Below are 16461 nucleotides of genomic sequence, written 5' to 3'. Positions count from 1 at the left end.
CCTTGCGCGGGCCCCTTTCCCCGGGTCCCCCGACCCCCCGAACCACCCGTACGGGTGACGCCCCTTGCCCCCGCAGGGGCCGCGCGGGGCGCCCCGCAGGGGCGCGGGGAACTGCGCGGCCAGCCCCCACCGGGGGCGCGGGTAGTCACCGACCCGAAGGGGCAGTTGCTGTCGTGTCCGGACCACCGGCCGGTGGTGGGTTGCTCGCGCAGTTCCCCGCGCCCCTGATAAGCACCGCCCTGCGCAAGGGCAGCCGCAGCCCCCGCCGGGGGAGGGTCAGAGGGAGGTGCGGGCGGCAGCCAGGAGCTCCTCGGCGTGCGCTCGGGCCAATTCGGAATCGGATTGGCCCGCGAGCATGCGGGACAGCTCACGGACGCGGGCCTCGCCGTCGAGCGCGGTGACACCCGACCGCGTGACGGAACCGTCGTTCGTCTTCTCGACCAGAAGCTGCCGGTCGGCGAACGCGGCGACCTGCGGAAGGTGGGTGACGACCACGACCTGCGCCGTCCGCGCCAGGCGCGCGAGGCGGCGGCCGACCTCGACCGCCGCGGCCCCGCCGACCCCCGCGTCGACCTCGTCGAAGAGGTACGTCGGGACGGGGTCGGACCCGGCGAAGACGACCTCGACGGCGAGCATGACGCGGGAGAGTTCACCGCCGGACGCGCCCTTGGCGATGGGCCGCGCGGGGCTGCCGGGGTGCGGGGCGAGCAGCAGCTCGACCTCGTCCGCCCCGGTGGGCCCGTAGGCGACGGCCCGGCCGCCGATCTCGATGCCGGACTCCGCCTCGGCGGCGGGCACCTCGTTCTGCCGGAGGGCGAAGCTGACGCGCGCGTGCGGCATCGCCAGCGACGCCAGTTCGGCGGTGACGTCGGTGGCGAACCGCTCCGCGGCCTCGGTGCGCAGGTCGGTGAGGTGCTGGCCGAGCGCGCCCAGCTCGGCCCGCAGCGCATCGCGCTCGGCGGTGAGTTCGGCGATGCGGTCGTCGTCGCCGTCGAGTTCGGCGAGCCGGGCGGCGCTCTGCCCGGCCCACGCGAGGACCTCGTCGATGTCGGTGCCGTACTTGCGGACGAGGTGCGCGAGGACGGAGCGGCGCTCCTCGACGGCGGCGAGCCGCAGCGGGTCGGCGTCCAGGTTGTCGGCGTAACCGGCGAGTTCGCCGGCCACGTCGGCGAGCAGGATGCCCAGCTCGCCGAGTCGCCCGGCGAGCCCGGCGAGGGCCGGGTCGTGCGCGGCGACGGCGTCGAGCGCGCGCTGCGCGCCCGCGACGAGGCTGCCGGCCTCGACGCTCTCGGGGTCCTCGGGGTTGCCGGCGAGCGCGGCGTGCGCGAGGGTCGCGGCGGAGGCGAGCGCCTCGGCGTGCCCGAGCCGCTCGGCCTCGGCGGCGAGTTCGGCGTCCTCGCCGGGCTGCGGCTCGGCGGCGGAGATCTCCTCGACGCCGAAGCGCAGCAGATCCGCCTCCTGGGCGCGTTCCCTGGCCCGGGTGGTCAGTTCGGTCAGCTCCGCAGCGGTCTCCCGCAGCCGCCGGTAGGCGGCCCCGTACTTCTCCAGCGCCGCGCCGAGCGCGGCACCGGCGTAGCGGTCGAGCGCCTCGCGCTGCCGCGCGGGCCGCAGCAGGCCCTGCTGGTCGGTCTGGCCGTGGACGGCCACCAGGTCGTCGGCGAGGTCGCCGAGCACCCCCACGGGTACGCTGCGCCCGCCGAGGTGCGCGCGCGAGCGGCCCTCCGCGGACACCGTGCGGCTGATGAGCAGCGCGCCGTCGTCGAGTTCCGCCCCGGCTTCGGCGGCGCGTACGGCCGCGCGGTCGCCCGGCTTCATCGTCACGCGGCCCTCGACGACCGCGGAGCCCGCGCCGATCCGCACGAGGGCGGGGTCGGCCCGGCCGCCGAGGAGCAGGCCGAGGCTCGTGACGACCATGGTCTTGCCCGCACCGGTCTCGCCGGTCACCGCGGTGAAGCCGGGTGAGAGTTCCACCACGGCGTCCTCGATGACACCCAGCGACCGGATCCGCATTTCCTCCAACACGGATACGACCATACGAGGTTTTCCGTGCCCGGCGCGACGCCCGCCGGTCGGTCGGCTCCCCGCCGGCTACGACGGGGCGCCGCGCCAGCCCGCGACGGGCAGCGCGAACTTGGCCACCAGCCGGTCGGTGAAGGACGCGTGGTGCAGCCGTGCCAGCCGCACCGGCACGGCACCGCGCCGGACCTCGACGCGGGCGCCCGCGGGCAGTTCGACGGTGCGCCGCCCGTCGCACCACAGCACGCCGTTGGGCGTCTCGGGCTGCACCTCGACCGCCAGCACGGACCGCGGGGAGGTGACGAGCGGCTTGGCGAAGAGCGCGTGGGCGCTGATCGGCACCATGAGCAGCGCCTCGACCTCGGGCCACACCACGGGCCCGCCGGCCGAGAAGGCGTAGGCGGTGGAGCCGGTCGGGGTCGCGCAGACCACGCCGTCGCCGCCGAAGCGGGAGACGGGCCGGCCGTCGACCTCGGTGACGACCTCCAGCAGCCGCTCGCGGGACGCCTTCTCCACCGACGCCTCGTTGAGCGCCCAGTCGGTGTGCACAACCGAGCCGTCGTTGCGCACCAGCACGTCGAGGGTCATGCGCTCCTCGACCTCGTAGTCGCGGGTGACGACGCGGTCCACGACCTTGTCCAGGTCGTCCCGCTCTGCCTCGGCGAGGAAGCCGACCCGCCCGAGGTTGACGCCGAGCAGCGGCACCCCCGAGGCGCGCGAGAACTCGGCGCCGCGCAGCAGCGTCCCGTCCCCGCCCAGCACGACGATCAGCTCGCAGCCCTCGACGGCCTCGGGACCGGCCACCGCGACCAGTTCCACCGCCTCGGGCAGCGGCAGGTCCACGGCCTCCTCGGCGAGCAGCCGCACGCCGATCCCGCAGCGCAGCAGGGCCTGCACGACCCGCTCGGCGCTGCGGATCGCGGCCGCTCTGCCGGTGTGGGTCAGCAGGAAGACGGTACGGTTCTGCGTCTCGCTCACGATGGTCACCGGTTCGGCCCCTCCGCCACGGCACGGTCGACATCGGCCGGATCCAGCGCGGGGGCGCCGGCGCGCAGCCACAGGAAATACTCCACGTTCCCCGAGGGCCCTGGCAAAGGACTTGCGGTGACGCCGAGCACGCCGAGCCCGAGTCCGGCCGCCTGCCCGGCCACCGTGCGCACGGTCTCGGCGCGCAGCTGCGGGCTGCGCACCACTCCCCCGCTGCCCAGCCGCTCGCGGCCCACCTCGAACTGCGGCTTGACCATCAGCACCAGGTCGGCGCCGGGCGCGGCGCAGCGTACGAGGGCGGGCAGCACCAGGCCGAGCGGGATGAAGGACAGGTCGCCGACGACCAGGTCGACGGGCTCGCCGTCGATGTGGTCGAGCGTCAGCTCCCGCACATTGGTGCGGTCCTTCACCACGACCCGCGGATCGCTCTGCAGGGACCACGCGAGCTGCCCGTAGCCGACGTCGACGGCGACGACCTGCGCGGCACCCGCCCGCAGCAGGACGTCGGTGAAGCCGCCGGTGGACGCGCCCGCGTCCAGCGCCCGGCGGCCGGCGACGGCCAGCCCGCGGGGCTGGAAGGCGGCGAGCGCGCCGGCCAGCTTGTGGCCGCCGCGCGAGACGTAGTCCGGGTCGTCCCCGCTCTCGGCGACCACCAGCGCGGCCGAGGTCTCCACCTGCGTGGCGGGCTTGGTCGCGGTGGCGCCACCCACCGTCACCCGGCCCGCGGCGATCAGCTGGCCGGCGTGCTCGCGCGAGCGCGCGAGTTTGCGCCGCACCAGTTCGGCGTCGAGGCGGCGTCGTGCCACTGCCACGTACGGTTCAGCTCCTGTTCTCGTCCAGCGCCGCGAGCGCGTCGCGCAGCCCGTGGTGCACATCCTCGTACACCTCGATGTGGGAGTGCGTGGGGATTTCGTCGGCGTCCGCGAGCCGGGCGAGCGCCGCGTCCACGTCGGCGTTCCCGGTCGCCGGGACGACCACCCCCAGCGGCTCGGGCCGCGCGGGGACGTCCTCGGCGTACGCGGCAGGCTCGTCGCCGGCGGCACGCTGCTCGGGCACGCCCCCGGGCTCCTGCTCCGTGACGACGCCGGGCAGATCGGCGGGCGGCTCGGCGTGGGCGGCGCGTCCCGCGTACGGGGCGGACTCGACGCCCTGCCCCGGCACACCGACCGGCAGATCCGCCGGGGGCTCGCCGTGACCGCCCCGCCCGGCGTACACGCCTGGCCCGGCGCCCTGCCCGGGGACGACGCCCGGCACGTCCGCGGGCGACCCGGCGTAGGCGGCGCGTCCCGCGTACGGGCCCGGCTCGGCGGCGGGCTCACTCATCGCCGGATCCGGCGGAGGGCGCGGACTTCTTGGCGGGGGCGGTCTTCTTCGCGGCGGCGGGCCGTTCGGCCGCGGTTTTCTTCGCGGCGGCCTTCTTGGCGGCCGTCTTCTTGGCCGCGGCCTCGTTGGCGGGCGTGGCGCCGGAGAAGTCCGAGGCGGGGGGCGTCTTCGCGGGGGCCGGGGGCGCCGTCTTCTTCGCCGCGGGAGCCTTCTTCGCCGCGGTCTTCCCGGCCGCGGCCTTCTTCGCGGGCGCCGCGCCGCCGGAGGCCGGGGCGGCGGCCTTCTTCGCGGCCGCCTTCTTGGCCGGGGCCGCCTTCTTCGCCGGGGGCGCCTTCTTCGCCGCGCTCTTCTTCGCCGCGGGCGCCGGGGTCTGCGCCGCGGCGTCCTGCGCGGTGGCCGCGGTCGTGCGGCGCGGGTTCGCCGTCGTCCTCGGGGTGGCGGCGGCCTTCCTGCCCGCGGCGGCCGAGGCGCGGGCCGCGGACTTCTTCGCCGCGGCCTTCGTGGGAGCCGTCGTCTGGTGGGCGGCGGCCGACTTGGCGGTGGTGGCCCGCTTGGCGGCGGCGGACTTGCGGGCCGCGGGCGCCGCCTTCTTCGCCGGCGCGGGCGGCTCGGTCGTGACGGGCACGTGCTCCACCGGCGGCGCGGGCGCGGGCTTGGGCCGCGCGGACGGCGCGGGCTTCGCGGCGGCGGGCGGCCGCTCCTCCTCCGGTGCGTCCGACTCCAGGTTGCGGATCCGGCGTTCGAGCGTCTCCAGCACGACGCCGACCTTCGTGACCTCGTCGGCGAGCCGGCCGACCCGGCTCATCGTCTTGTCGACTTCCTCCCGGACGATCCCGAGCAGCAGGTCGCGGTTGGCGCGACCGGCGGCCATCAGCTCGTCGGCGAGCGTCTGCACCTCCGCCGGGATGGCCGAGTTGATCCGCCGCTGCACGGCGTCCACGTCGATGCCGGTCTGGTCCAGCATGTCCCTGGCCGCGTCGACCGCACGGCGGCGGGTGGCCTCGGTCAGGCCGCCCGCGATCTGCAGACAGGTACGCAGCGCGTCCCGCATCGCTCTCACTCCTCGCCTCGCCCGTTGACACATCGTCCGGCCGGCGGCCCGCGCGCGGACCCCCGTGGTCAAGACGCTACCGCCTCCGGTCGCGTCGGCCCGCCGACGGTGCCCTGCGGTACGGTCGTGGCGACGTAACCGCGACCGGGAGAGACCGCTCCGATGGCCACCCTCGATGAGTGCCGCACCGCACTCGACCAGCTGGCGCGGAAGATGGCGGAGGCCGAGGGCGACCTCCGCTCGGCCACCGCCCTGGACCGCTCGCTGAGCTGCCGGATCACCGACCTGGACACGACCTTCACCGGGCGGCTGGCGGACGGCACGATCACCGATGTGACCGCCGTGCCGGGCGTCCCTGCCGACAAGGCCCAGATCCGGCTGACGATGACCGGGGACGACCTGGTCGCGATGGTCGGCGGCGAGCTGGGCTTCGCGAAGGCGTGGGGCAGCGGCCGGGTCAGGGTGCAGGCGTCGCTGCGGGACGTGCTGCGGCTGCGCTCGCTGCTGTGACGGCGGCGCCCTTGCGGCGGCGGGCCGCGGGGATCACCAGCGGGGTCCCGCTCTCCGGATCCTCGATGACCCGGCACGGCACCCCGAAGACCCGCTCGACCAGCTCGGCGGTGATGACCTCGGCGGGCGGCCCCTGCGCCTCGATCCGCCCGTCGCGCATCGCGATCAGGTGGGTGGCGTAGCGGGCGGCCTGGTTGAGGTCGTGCAGGACGGCGACGAGCGTGCGCCCGCCCTCCTCGTGCAGTCGCGCGCACAGGTCGAGGACGTCGATCTGGTGCTGGATGTCGAGGTAGGTGGTGGGCTCGTCGAGCAGCAGCAGCGGTGTCTCCTGGGCCAGGGCCATCGCGATCCACACCCGCTGCCGCTGCCCGCCGGACAGTTCGTCGACCCGGCGCCCGGCGAGCGCGCCGACACCGGTGGCGGCCATGGACTCCGCGACGATCCGCTCGTCCTCGGCCGACCACTGCCGCAGCAGCCCCTGGTGCGGGTAGCGGCCGCGGGCCACGAGCGAGGCGACGGTGATGCCGTCGGGCGCCACCGAGGTCTGCGGCAGCAGCCCGAGGGTACGGGCCACGGACTTGGCGGGCAGGCCGCCGATCGCCCGCCCGTCCAGCAGCACCCTGCCCTCGGCAGGCCTGAGCAGCCGGGCGAGCGCACGCAGCAATGTCGACTTGCCGCACGCGTTGGGGCCGACCACGACGGTGAAGGAGCGGTCGGGTATGTCGACACTGAGCCCTTCGGTGACGACCCGCCGGTCGTACCGGAGCGTCACCGCGTCGGCCCGCAGCCGCGGCTCCCCGGTGCTGCCCGTCGATGTGTCGGCATGGCGACTGGTCATACTGCTGCTCCCGGAGCGGTCGTTCGGTGGTGTTCGGTGCGTGCGCCGCGCGGCGGTGGGTACGTACGCGGTCCGGTCCGCGACCGGTGGGCGGCGGGGGTCATATCCGGCCCGCCCGGCGCTCCTCGACGAGCAGCCACAGCAGGTAGCCGCCGCCGAGCACCCCGGTGGCGACGCCGACCGGCACCTGGCCGGAGCCGAACGCGCGCTGCGCCGCGAGGTCGGCGAGCACCAGCAGCGCGGCGCCCATGAGCGCCGACGGCAGCAGGCCGACGCCCGGCGTGCGGGTGATCCGGCGGGCGAGCTGGGGCGCGGTGAGCGCGACGAAGGCGATGGGCCCGGCGGCGGCGGTCGCGGCGGCGGTGAGCAGCACCGCGCAGAGCACGGCGGTCAGCCGCACCCGCTCGACGCGGACGCCCAGCGCGCGGGCCGCGTCGTCGCCCATCTCGGTGATCCGCAGCGCGGGGCCCTGCGCGAGCAGCACCGGCATCAGGACGGCGCAGCAGCCCAGCAGCGGCCACACCTGCTCCCAGCCGCGCCCGTCGAGGGAGCCGCTGATCCAGATGACGGCCCGGGCGACGTCCACGAAGTCCGCCTTCACCAGCAGGTAGCTGTTGACGGCGGCGAGGATCGCGGAGCCGCCGATGCCGACGAGCACCAGCCGGTAGCCGTGCATCCCGCGCTGCCAGGCGAGCGCGTAGACGGCGAGGCCGGTGAGCAGCCCGCCGGCGATCGCGCCCGCGGAGACCTCCAGGGACGAGCCGTGCGCCAGCACGATCACCAGCAGCGCGCCCGCCGCCGAGCCCTGGCCGAAGCCGATGACGTCGGGGCTGCCCAGCGGGTTGCGCGACACGCTCTGGAAGGCGGCGCCCGCCATGCCGAGCGCCGCGCCCACCAGCAGCGCCACCAGCACGCGCGGCAGCCGCAGTTGGCGCACCACGAAGTCCTGGCCCGCGGTGCCGTGCCCGACCAGCGTGCGCAGGACGTCGGCGGGCGCGACGGCGTAGTCGCCGGTGCCGACCAGCACGACCGCGGCGCCGAGCGCGACGGCCAGCAGGCCCGCCCCCGCGAGCGCGGCGCGCCGGTCGACGCGCAGCGACAGCCCGCCGCGCGGGGTGCGGACGTGGCGGAGGGTACGGTCCCCGGCCCGCTCGCGGCTCACAGCTCGGCCGTCCGGTGGCGCCGGACCAGCGCGATGAAGACCGGGCCGCCGACGACCGCGGTGACGATGCCGACCTGGAGTTCGGCGGGCCGTGTCAGCAGCCGCCCCAGCACGTCCGAGCCCAGCAGCAGCACGGGTGACAGGACGGCCGCGTAGGGCAGCGTCCAGCGCATGTCGGGTCCGGTGATGCCGCGCACCATGTGCGGGACCATCAGGCCGACGAAGACGATGGGCCCGCAGGCCGCGGTGGCCGCCCCGCACAGCAGGGTGATCGCCGCCATCACGGCGACCCGGGTGCCGGTGAGCCGGGCGCCGAGGGCGCGCGCGGTGTCGTCGCCGAGCGCGATCGCGTTGAGCGGGCGGGCGGCGGCGAAGGCCAGCACCGCGCCGACGGCGAGGAAGGGCGCGATACGCCGCACGGTCGCCATGTCGGCGGAGGCCAGCGAGCCGACCTGCCAGAACCGCATACGGTCCAGCGCGACGCTGTCGGTGAGCTGGACGGCGCTGCTCCAGCCCTGCAGCAGCGCGGTCACCGCCGTTCCGGCGAGCGCGAGCCGTACCGGGGTCGCGGAGCGGCTGCCGCCGATCGCGTAGACCAGCACGGACACGGCGGCGGCGCCGGCGAGCGCGAACCACACGTACCCGCTCGGCGAGGTGACGCCGAAGAAGCTGATGCCGGTGACGACCGCCGCGGCCGCGCCCGCGTTGACGCCGAGCAGGCCGGGGTCGGCGAGCGGGTTGCGGGTGAGGGCCTGCATCGCGGCGCCGGCGACGCCGAGGGCCGCGCCCACCATGAGGCCCAGCACCGTACGCGGCAGCCGGAGTTTGCGGACGACCACGTCGTCGTCGGTGCCGGCGTAGTGGAAGAGGCCGTGCCAGACCTGGTCGAGCGGGATGTCCTTGGCGCCGACCGCGATGCTCGCCGCGGCGACGGCGAGCAGCACCGCGAGGGCCGCGAGCAGCCCGGCACCACGGGTGACCTGCGATCGGGCGCTGGGGCCCGTGGCGGGGGCGGCGGGGGCGCGGGGTGGGGAGTCCTGGTCAACCAACACGGAGCTTAGGTTAGCCTAACCTCGCTAACGTACTTCCGAGCAGAGCGGCACCCTCCCATGACCTCGCCCCGTACCCCTTCCCGTACGTCCGGAATGTCCCGCCGCGGTGTGCTCGCCGCCGGTGGTGCGCTGGGCGCCGGCGCGCTGCTGGCCGCCTGCGGCGGTTCCGACTCCGGTTCAGGTTCCGGCGCGGATTCCGGCTCCGGTTCGGGCTCGGGCTCCGGCTCGGCGTCGGCGGGCGCCGGGGCGTCCGGGCCCTTCAGCTTCACCGACGACCGCAAGAAGGCCGTCTCGCTCGGCAAGGCGCCGAAGAACCTGGTGGCGTACGTCGGTTCCGCCGCGGCCCTGCACGACTACGGCGTCGAGTGCGCCGGCGTCTTCGGCCCCACCACTCGCAAGGACGGCTCCCCCGACCCGCAGGCCGGCGACCTCGACGTCACGAAGGTCACCGTCATCGGCAACGTCTGGGGCGAGTTCAACATCGAGAAGTACGCCGCCCTCGGCCCCGGCCTGCTCGTCAGCCACACCTACGACGCCAAAACCCTCTGGTACGTGCCCGAGCAGAGCAGCGCCAAGATCCTCGCCCTCGCGCCCAGCGTCGCCGTCAATGTCGCCGGTGTCCCGCTCACCACCCCGCTCCAGCGCTACGCCGAACTCGCCACCGCCCTCGGCGCGGACCTCGGCTCCGCCGTCAACGCCGCCGCCAAGACCCGCTTCGAGACCGCCTCGGCCGATCTGCGGGCCGCCGCGAAGGCCGCCGGCGGCATCACCGTCATGGCCTGCTCGGCGAGCGCCGACTCCTTCTACGTCTCCACGCCCTCCTCGGCGGCCGACCTGACGTACTACAAGAGCCTCGGGGTGGACTTCATCGTCCCGGACAAGGTCGAAGGCGGCTTCTTCGAGACGCTCAGCTGGGAGAACGCCGACAAGTACAAGGCCGACGTCCTCATGCTCGACAGCCGCTCGGCGACCCTCCAGCCCAAGGACCTCACCGGGCGCCCCACCTGGCAGCAGATGCCCGCCGTCAAGGCCGGGCAGATCTTCCCCTGGCCCAGCGAGCCGATCTTCTCCTACGCGAAGTGCGCGGATCAGCTGGAGGCCCTGACCAAGACCGTCACCGGCGCGAAGAAGGTGAGCTGACGCCATGGCCGAGCCGACATATCGCTTCTTCGACGTCCAGGTGCTGCGCACCGAGCGGCTGTCGCGGTCGCTGGTGCGGGTCGTGTTCGGCGCGGTTGCCGGCGGCGCCGGCCTCGGGGGGGTCGGCGGCCTCGGGGCCGTCGTCAGCGGCGGGCGCGACCAGCGGCTCAAGCTCTTCCTGCCGCAGGCGGGGCAGGACGCGCCCGTCCTGCCCGACGTCCTCGACACCGACTGGTACGCGCGCTGGCGCGCCCTCGACCCCGCGGTGCGCGGCATCATGCGCACATACACCGTCCGCGACGTGCGGCGCGACCCCGACGAGCTGGACATCGACTTCGCCCTCCACGGCGACCTCGGTCCCGCGTCCCGCTGGGCCTCCGCCGCCGCCCCCGGCGACCGGCTCGCGCTCCTCGCCCCCGTCGTCACCGACAACGGCGGGGTCGACTTCCGGCCGCCGGAGGGGACGGACTGGGTGCTGCTGTGCGCGGACGAGACCGCGGTGCCGGCGGTGGCCGGCATCCTGGAGTGGCTGCCGGCGGGTACGCCGGTGAAGGCGTGGATCTCGGTGGGCGATCCTGCTGACCGGGTGGAGCTCCCGACGAAGTGCGAGGCCGAGGTCAGCTGGCTGACCCGGCCCGCGTCCCTTGCCGAGGCCGTCGCGGCCGCCACGCTCCCCGCCGGGCGGCCCTACGCGTGGCTCGCGGGCGAAGCCTCCCTCGTCCGCGAGGTCCGCCGCCACCTCGTGGGCCCCCGCGCCTTCCCCCGCCCCGCCGTCCGCTTCACGGGTTACTGGCGCGCGGGCACGACGGAGGACGCGCTCCTGGAGGAGTCGACGTAGGGGGCTGCGCTTCGGGGTGGGGGGTGCGGTGTGTTGCGCGATCGTCCGCCGGTGGTGGGTTGCTCGCGCAGTTCCTCGCGCCCCTGTTGTTACCCGGCGGGGCATCGCGCGTTGCGTGCGGCCGTGGGGTCGGGTGCCGGCACGGGGCACCTCCTCGGAATGCGCGTCTGACGTCATGGGGGTAGGTGGCGGGTCTTGCGTGCGCATTCCTGCGGGGGCACCCCGCACCGTCCCCCTCCCGGGAGCGTTGGCGGCTGCCTGCCGGTGGGGGTGGATGTGTGAGGGACTGCGGGTAGCCCCCGACGGCGGTGCACCCCCACAGGAAGGCGTGCACACGCCCCTCATCTGCACGGGTGGCTGGGGGTGGGAAACACCCCGCGCCGCCAGGCGCGGGAAAACGCTAGAGGCCCAGCGCGTCCAGCGCTGCGGAAGGGTCCAGGTCCGGACGGGTCCAGGCGGCGGCGCAGAGGGCGCGGAGGCCGTCGAGGGGGTCGCCCTCACCGGTGAGGGAAAGGCCGGAGCGGGAGGGCGCCACGGCCCACGCCCCGCAACGCGCCTGCTCGGAGGACCACGTGACCTCGGGGTGCGGGGCGAGCAGCCCCCGCAGGTCCCGGGCGACGTACGTCGGCCGATGCCGCGGCTCCGCGGCGAGAAGAGCCGCCGCCGTGGTGACCCCGGTCAGGACGAGGAGGGAGTCGACCCCTCCCGCATACGCCCCCTCGATATCCGTGTCGAGCCGGTCCCCGACCACGAGCGGCCGCTTCGCCCCCGTCCTGATCACCGTCTCCCGGTGCATCGGCGGCAGCGGCTTCCCGGCGACCCGCGGGCTGCCGCCCGTGGCGATCCGTACGACCTCGACGGCCGCGCCGTTCCCGGGCGCGATCCCCCGCGCGCTGGGAATGGTGAGGTCGGTGTTGGACGCGAACCACGGCACCCCGGCGTTCACCGCGAACGCCATCTCCGCGAGCTGCGACCAGCGCAGCTCGGGCCCGTATCCCTGGACGGCCGCGGCTGGGTCGTCGGCAGCGGACTCGACGGGTTCCAGGCCGCGTTCGCGGAGCGCGGCGAAAAGTCCCTCGCCGCCGACCGCGAGGACCTTGGAGCCGGCGGGCACCTCGTCGGCGATGAGCCGGGCGACCGCCTGCGCGGAGGTGATGACGTCCTCCGCGGCGGCGGGCACGCCGAGGTGGGTGAGGTGCTCGGCGACGGCCGCGGGCGTGCGGGCGGCGTTGTTGGTGACGTACGCGAGCCGCATCCCGTCCTTGCGGGCGGCCGTGAGGGATTCGACGGCGTGATCGATGGCGTCGCCGCCCTTGTAGACGACCCCGTCGAGGTCGAGCAGCGCCGTGTCGTACGCGGTGTCGAGCGGCTGCGCGCTGCCGCTCGGACTGGTCCGGTCAGTCATGGCTGAGGCTCGCTCCTCGTCGTCCGGCCGCTCCGGCCGTGCAGGTCGTGTCGTTGTCCTCGACGATCATCCCCCATGCCGGTCGCGGACGTAGCATGCGCTGATGACCCACCCCGGACCCGACGACGGACCCCACCCCGGTCCCCCTCCTGCGCGGGGCCTCGACCTGGCTCCCTTCCGTGGTCTGCGGTACGCCGCCGCCCGTGTCGGCAGCCTCGCCGCGGTCACCTCGCCGCCGTACGACGTGGTCGTGCGCCCCGACGGGCAGCGGCACCTGGAGACGGCCGACCCGTACAACGTCGTCCGGCTCATCCTGCCGGACGCGGAGACGCCCGCGGAGCAGCACCGCCAGGCCGCCCGGACGCTGGCCGCCTGGCGCGCGGCGGGCGTCCTCGCCGCGGACCCGCGGCCCGCGCTGTACGTCTACGAGCAGCGCGACGGCGACCACCTTCAGCGCGGCGTCATCGGCGCCCTGCGGCTCTCCCCGCCGGAGGCGGGTGTGGTGCTGCCGCACGAGGACGTCATGCCGGGCCCGGTCGCCGACCGCGCCGCCCTCATGCGCGCGACCGGCGCCAATCTGGAGCCCCTGCTGCTCGCCTACCGCGACGGCGACGCGACCGCGTCCCTCGTCGACACCACCGCGGACGCGCGCGAGCCGCTGCTCGCGACGACGACCGAGGACGGCGTCCGGCACCGCCTGTGGGCGCTCACCGACCCCGCCGAGCACGCGGCGGTCCACGCCGACCTCGCCCGCCGCCAGGCCCTCATCGCCGACGGCCACCACCGCTGGGCCACCTACCGCAGGCTCCAGGCGGACCACCCTGCGGGCACCGCGTGGGATTACGGCCTCGTGCTGCTCGTCGACACCGCCCGCCACCCGCTGCGGGTCCGCGCCATCCACCGCGTCCTGCACCACCTGCCGGTGGCCCGGGCGCTGGACGCCGCGCGGCCGTACTTCCGTGTCCGCCCGCTGCCGGGGCACGACCTGGGCGCCGCGCTCGACGCCCTGGCCGGGGCCGCCGCGGACGGCACCGCCTTCCTGCTGTCGGGGGAGGCGGGCTTCCACCTGCTCGACCGGCCGGACCTGGCGCGGCTGGACCGCTGGGTGCCCGCCGACCGGCCCGAGGCGTGGCGCCGGCTGGACGCCACCGTGCTGCACTCCGCGCTGCTCGACCACATCTGGCAGATCCCCGACTCCCCCGACCGCATCGGCTACCTGCACACCGCGGAGGCCGCCGTGCAGCAGGCCCGCCGCCACGCGGGCACGGCCGTGCTCATGCACCCGGTACGGGAGAGCGTCGTCATGGACCTGGCCCGGCAGGGCGTGATGATGCCGCGCAAGTCCACGTCCTTCGGCCCGAAACCTGCGAGCGGGCTCGTCATGCGCAGTCTGGACCTGGAATGACCGCAGGCCGGGAATGAGGGGAGGGAGGGGCCGCGGGCCGGAGCCCGCCGCCCCTCCCTCCGGAGGTGCTGCCTATCAGTCCTGGTCGCTGCCCGGCGCGGGCGCGCGGAAGGGCGAGTCCAGGAAGGAGGAGGGCTCGGCCTCGTCGGTGAGGTCGTCGTCCTCGGCGGGGGCGGCGGTGGGCGCGGTGGGCGCTTCTGCGGGCGCCTTGCCGTCGTCGTCGCCGGTCACGTCGTCGTGGTCGTCGTCAACCTCGTCCTCGTCGTCCTCGTCGCTGACCGCGTCATCGGCCGTACCGGCGTCGTCCGCGTCGTCGACGTCCGCGAAGCGGTCCTCGGACTCGGCGGCCTCCGGCTCCGTTGCCTCGGTCGCGTCGGTCGCGTCCTCTGCGTCCGAGCCGTCGAAGGCGTCGACGAACTCGACGCCGTCGAGCTGCGCGAGACGGTCGGACGCGTCCGTGGTGCCGCTGTGGTCGGCCTCCGCCGCCTTCGCGAACCAGTCGCGCGCCTCGTGCTCCCGGCCGACGGCCAGCAGCGCGTCGGCGTAGGCGTAGCGCAGCCGCGCCGTCCACGGGTGCACCGCGTGCGACGCCAGCTCCGAGCTCTGCAGCGTGACGACGGCCGCCTCGGCCTGCCCCATGTCCTGCCGGGCACCCGCGGCGACGAGCCGCATCTCGACCTGGCCGGCCTTGTCGAGCTTGTGCACCTCGGGCGCACCGGCCATCTCCAACGCCCGCTCGGGGCGCCCGAGCCCGCGCTCGCAGTCCGCCATGACCGGCCACAGGTCGACCGTGCCGGTCATCCGCCGCGTCGCGCGGAATTCGGCCAGCGCCTCGGCGTACCGCTCGCTGGCGTACGACGCGAAGCCCGCCGCCTCCCGTACGGCCGCGACGCGCGACGCCAGGCGCAGCGCGACCCGCGAGTACGCGTAGGCCTGCTCGGCGTCCTCGTCCAGCAGCCGGGCCACCATGACCAGGTTGCGGGCGACGTCGTCGGCGAGCGTCTTGGGCAGGCTCATCAGCTCCTGGCGCACGCTCGGGTCGATCTCGTTCCCGGTGACCTCGTCCGGGATCGGCAGCCGGCGCACCGGCTCGCGGTCCTCCCGGCGGTCGTCCCGGCCGCCGCCGCGGTTCTCGAACCGCCCGCGCCCCTCCACGAAGGGACGCCGGCCGCCGTACCCGCCGCGGTCGCGGTCGCCGCCGCCCTCCCGGCGCGGTCCGCGCGGACGGTCGTCACGGTCACGGGGCCGGTCGTCCCGGCCGCGGTCGCGGTCGCGGTCGCGGTCATAGCGCGGACGGTCGTCACGGGGACGGTCGTCACGGCGGAAGCCGCCGCGGTCGTCCTCCCGGCGCGGGCCACGGGGACGGTCGTCCCTGGGCCGGTCGTAGCGGGGACGGTCCTCGCGCGGGCCGTCGTGGCGCGGACGGTCGTCCCGCGAGCCTTCGTACCTCGGGCGGTCGTCACGGGGACGGTCGTAGCGCGGCCGGTCATCGCGGGGACGGTCGTCACGGCGGAAGCCACCGCCACCACCGGGACGGTCACCGTCACGGCGCGGCCCACGGGGACGGTCGTCCCTGCGGTCGTCAAAACGCGGGCGGTCGTCACGAGGGCGGTCGTAGCGCGGCCGGTCATCGCGGGGACGGTCGTCCCGCGGGCGGTCGTCCCTGCGGTCGTCACGGCGGAACCCGCCGCCGCTGCCGCCACCGTACGGACGGTCCGAACGCGGCCGGTCGTCACGACGGAAACCACCACCGCCACCGGGACGGTCACCGTCACGACGCGGCCCACGGGGACGGTCGTCCCTGCGGTCGTCAAAACGCGGGCGGTCGTCACGGGGACGGTCATCCCGCGGTCGGTCGTAGCGCGGGCGATCGTCACGAGGCCGGTCGTCACGGGGACGGTCGTAGCGCGGCCGGTCATCACGCGGGCGGTCGTCCCTGCGGTCATCGCGGCGGAACCCGCCACCGCTGCCGCCACCGTACGGACGGTCCGAACGCGGCCGGTCGTCACGACGGAAACCACCGCCACCACCGGGACGGTCACCGTCACGACGCGGCCCACGGGGACGGTCGTCCCTGCGGTCGTCACGTCGGTCGTCGGAGCGCGGGCGGTCGTCACGACGGTCGTCGCGGCGGTAGCCGCCGCCGCTCGGGCGGTCACCGTCCCGCCGCGGGCCGCCGCTGCGGTAACCCCCACGGTCGCCACCGCCGTTCGGGCGCGAGTCCCGGCGTTCGGGACGCTCGGGCCGGTCTTCAGGCGAGTTGGACATCGACGTGACTCCTCGAATCGTGCTGCTGTAGTACAAGTCTCCCGTATCCACGGGGACACCGCGCTGCGTGAGTGCATGCAAAAGACCCCTGGTCCTAGCACGTAGGCCAGGACCAGGGGTCTGGAAAGATTGTTCGGCGGTGTCCTACTCTCCCACAGGGTCCCCCCTGCAGTACCATCGGCGCTGAAAGGCTTAGCTTCCGGGTTCGGAATGTAACCGGGCGTTTCCCTAACGCTATGACCACCGAAACGCTATCGGGTCAGCCCCGCCATGACGGCAGGACTGCGACAGAGTCCAAGCGAACAAGCACACTCTTCAGTTAGGTGTTCTTGCATGTTCACCGGTGCGACTGTTCGCAACCCGGGAACCAAACAGTGGACGCGAGCAACTGAGGACAAGCCCTCGGCCTATTAGTACCGGTCAGCTCCACCCCTTACAGGGCTTCCACATCCGGCCTATCAACCCA

14 protein-coding genes, 2 rRNA genes and 1 pseudogene are annotated in these 16461 nt (G+C 75.1%); 5 read left to right on the top strand and 12 right to left on the bottom strand.

Annotated features, from left to right (window positions below):
• Nucleotides 1-276 precede the first annotated feature (276 nt).
• From recN to ACH4SL_RS23845, 5 genes are read right to left on the bottom strand one after another with little or no spacing between them, the layout of a single operon-like run.
• Nucleotides 277-2034 carry a DNA repair protein RecN gene (recN, locus tag ACH4SL_RS23865; protein ID WP_398448819.1) on the bottom strand — a complete coding sequence of 586 codons (1758 nt, stop codon included), beginning with the start codon at nucleotides 2032-2034 and terminating at the stop codon, nucleotides 277-279.
• A 54-nt stretch (nucleotides 2035-2088) separates the two neighbouring features.
• Nucleotides 2089-2994, bottom strand: coding sequence for an NAD kinase (locus tag ACH4SL_RS23860; RefSeq protein WP_398449604.1), 906 nt, complete (start codon nucleotides 2992-2994; stop codon nucleotides 2089-2091).
• A 5-nt stretch (nucleotides 2995-2999) separates the two neighbouring features.
• Nucleotides 3000-3809, bottom strand: a complete 810-nt coding sequence (locus ACH4SL_RS23855) for a TlyA family RNA methyltransferase (protein WP_398449602.1) — start codon at nucleotides 3807-3809, stop codon at nucleotides 3000-3002.
• A gap of 13 nt (nucleotides 3810-3822) precedes the next feature.
• Entirely contained in the window at nucleotides 3823-4326 is a 504-nt protein-coding gene (locus ACH4SL_RS23850; protein WP_398448817.1) for a hypothetical protein, read from the bottom strand.
• Nucleotides 4319-5377, bottom strand: coding sequence for a histone (locus ACH4SL_RS23845; RefSeq protein WP_398448815.1), 1059 nt, complete (start codon nucleotides 5375-5377; stop codon nucleotides 4319-4321). The genes ACH4SL_RS23850 and ACH4SL_RS23845 overlap by 8 nt, the downstream gene beginning before the upstream one ends.
• A gap of 162 nt (nucleotides 5378-5539) precedes the next feature.
• Here ACH4SL_RS23845 and ACH4SL_RS23840 point away from each other — a divergent pair, with 162 nt between their 5' ends.
• Nucleotides 5540-5887: a sterol-binding protein gene (locus ACH4SL_RS23840; protein ID WP_398448813.1), complete on the top strand. Its 348-nt coding sequence runs from the start codon at nucleotides 5540-5542 to the stop codon at nucleotides 5885-5887.
• On the opposite strand, the gene ACH4SL_RS23835 is transcribed toward ACH4SL_RS23840, so the two are convergent.
• From ACH4SL_RS23835 to ACH4SL_RS23825, 3 genes are all read right to left on the bottom strand, one after another.
• A complete protein-coding gene (locus ACH4SL_RS23835) occupies nucleotides 5835-6725 on the bottom strand; it encodes an ABC transporter ATP-binding protein (RefSeq protein WP_398448811.1) in 891 nt (296 codons plus the stop codon). The two genes, ACH4SL_RS23840 and ACH4SL_RS23835, sit on opposite strands and share 53 nt — an antisense overlap.
• A 100-nt stretch (nucleotides 6726-6825) precedes the next feature.
• Nucleotides 6826-7887: a FecCD family ABC transporter permease gene (locus tag ACH4SL_RS23830; RefSeq protein WP_398448809.1), complete on the bottom strand. Its 1062-nt coding sequence runs from the start codon at nucleotides 7885-7887 to the stop codon at nucleotides 6826-6828.
• Nucleotides 7884-8939, bottom strand: coding sequence for a FecCD family ABC transporter permease (locus ACH4SL_RS23825; protein WP_398448807.1), 1056 nt, complete (start codon nucleotides 8937-8939; stop codon nucleotides 7884-7886). The genes ACH4SL_RS23830 and ACH4SL_RS23825 overlap by 4 nt, the downstream gene beginning before the upstream one ends.
• A gap of 57 nt (nucleotides 8940-8996) precedes the next feature.
• On the opposite strand from ACH4SL_RS23825, the gene ACH4SL_RS23820 reads away from it, so the two are divergent.
• Complete coding sequence (locus ACH4SL_RS23820) at nucleotides 8997-10079, top strand: ABC transporter substrate-binding protein (RefSeq protein WP_398448805.1); 1083 nt, start codon at nucleotides 8997-8999, stop codon at nucleotides 10077-10079.
• Nucleotides 10080-10083: 4 nt separating this feature from the next.
• Complete coding sequence (locus ACH4SL_RS23815) at nucleotides 10084-10917, top strand: siderophore-interacting protein (protein ID WP_398448803.1); 834 nt, start codon at nucleotides 10084-10086, stop codon at nucleotides 10915-10917.
• A 400-nt stretch (nucleotides 10918-11317) separates the two neighbouring features.
• Here the strand turns inward: ACH4SL_RS23815 and ACH4SL_RS23810 are convergent, their stop codons facing one another.
• The gene (locus ACH4SL_RS23810) at nucleotides 11318-12322 is read right to left on the bottom strand and encodes an HAD-IIA family hydrolase (RefSeq protein ID WP_398448801.1); all 1005 of its coding nucleotides are present in this window, start codon (nucleotides 12320-12322) and stop codon (nucleotides 11318-11320) included.
• A gap of 103 nt (nucleotides 12323-12425) precedes the next feature.
• Here ACH4SL_RS23810 and ACH4SL_RS23805 point away from each other — a divergent pair, with 103 nt between their 5' ends.
• Entirely contained in the window at nucleotides 12426-13727 is a 1302-nt protein-coding gene (locus ACH4SL_RS23805) for a DUF1015 domain-containing protein (protein ID WP_398448799.1), read from the top strand.
• Between the two features lie 249 nt (nucleotides 13728-13976).
• Here ACH4SL_RS23805 and ACH4SL_RS23800 read toward each other — a convergent pair.
• A pseudogene (locus ACH4SL_RS23800) lies at nucleotides 13977-14759 on the bottom strand (hypothetical protein); the annotation flags it as partial.
• Between the two features lie 381 nt (nucleotides 14760-15140).
• Here ACH4SL_RS23800 and ACH4SL_RS23795 point away from each other — a divergent pair.
• Nucleotides 15141-16100: a hypothetical protein gene (locus tag ACH4SL_RS23795; protein WP_398448797.1), complete on the top strand. Its 960-nt coding sequence runs from the start codon at nucleotides 15141-15143 to the stop codon at nucleotides 16098-16100.
• A 26-nt stretch (nucleotides 16101-16126) separates the two neighbouring features.
• On the opposite strand, the gene rrf is transcribed toward ACH4SL_RS23795, so the two are convergent.
• Nucleotides 16127-16243: ribosomal RNA gene (gene rrf, locus ACH4SL_RS23790) — 5S ribosomal RNA — on the bottom strand.
• 142 nt (nucleotides 16244-16385) lie between these two features.
• Nucleotides 16386-16461: ribosomal RNA gene (locus ACH4SL_RS23785) — 23S ribosomal RNA — on the bottom strand; the annotation flags it as partial.

Source organism: Streptomyces sp. NPDC021020 (genome assembly GCF_044333285.1).
In the GTDB taxonomy this organism is placed as follows: domain Bacteria; phylum Actinomycetota; class Actinomycetes; order Streptomycetales; family Streptomycetaceae; genus Actinacidiphila.
The sequence above is the reverse complement of the archived record's forward strand: the minus strand, read 5'-3'. Positions and strand labels throughout refer to the sequence as shown.

Coding starts and splice junctions, on each gene's coding strand:
- ACH4SL_RS23840 (WP_398448813.1), top strand. CDS start 5,540: ATGGCCACCCTCGATGAGTGCCGCACCGCACTCGACCAGCTGGCGCGG.
- ACH4SL_RS23845 (WP_398448815.1), bottom strand. CDS start 5,377: ATGCGGGACGCGCTGCGTACCTGTCTGCAGATCGCGGGCGGCCTGACC.
- ACH4SL_RS23810 (WP_398448801.1), bottom strand. CDS start 12,322: ATGACTGACCGGACCAGTCCGAGCGGCAGCGCGCAGCCGCTCGACACC.
- ACH4SL_RS23815 (WP_398448803.1), top strand. CDS start 10,084: ATGGCCGAGCCGACATATCGCTTCTTCGACGTCCAGGTGCTGCGCACC.
- ACH4SL_RS23805 (WP_398448799.1), top strand. CDS start 12,426: ATGACCCACCCCGGACCCGACGACGGACCCCACCCCGGTCCCCCTCCT.
- ACH4SL_RS23850 (WP_398448817.1), bottom strand. CDS start 4,326: ATGAGTGAGCCCGCCGCCGAGCCGGGCCCGTACGCGGGACGCGCCGCC.
- ACH4SL_RS23835 (WP_398448811.1), bottom strand. CDS start 6,725: ATGACCAGTCGCCATGCCGACACATCGACGGGCAGCACCGGGGAGCCG.
- ACH4SL_RS23820 (WP_398448805.1), top strand. CDS start 8,997: ATGACCTCGCCCCGTACCCCTTCCCGTACGTCCGGAATGTCCCGCCGC.
- recN (WP_398448819.1), bottom strand. CDS start 2,034: ATGGTCGTATCCGTGTTGGAGGAAATGCGGATCCGGTCGCTGGGTGTC.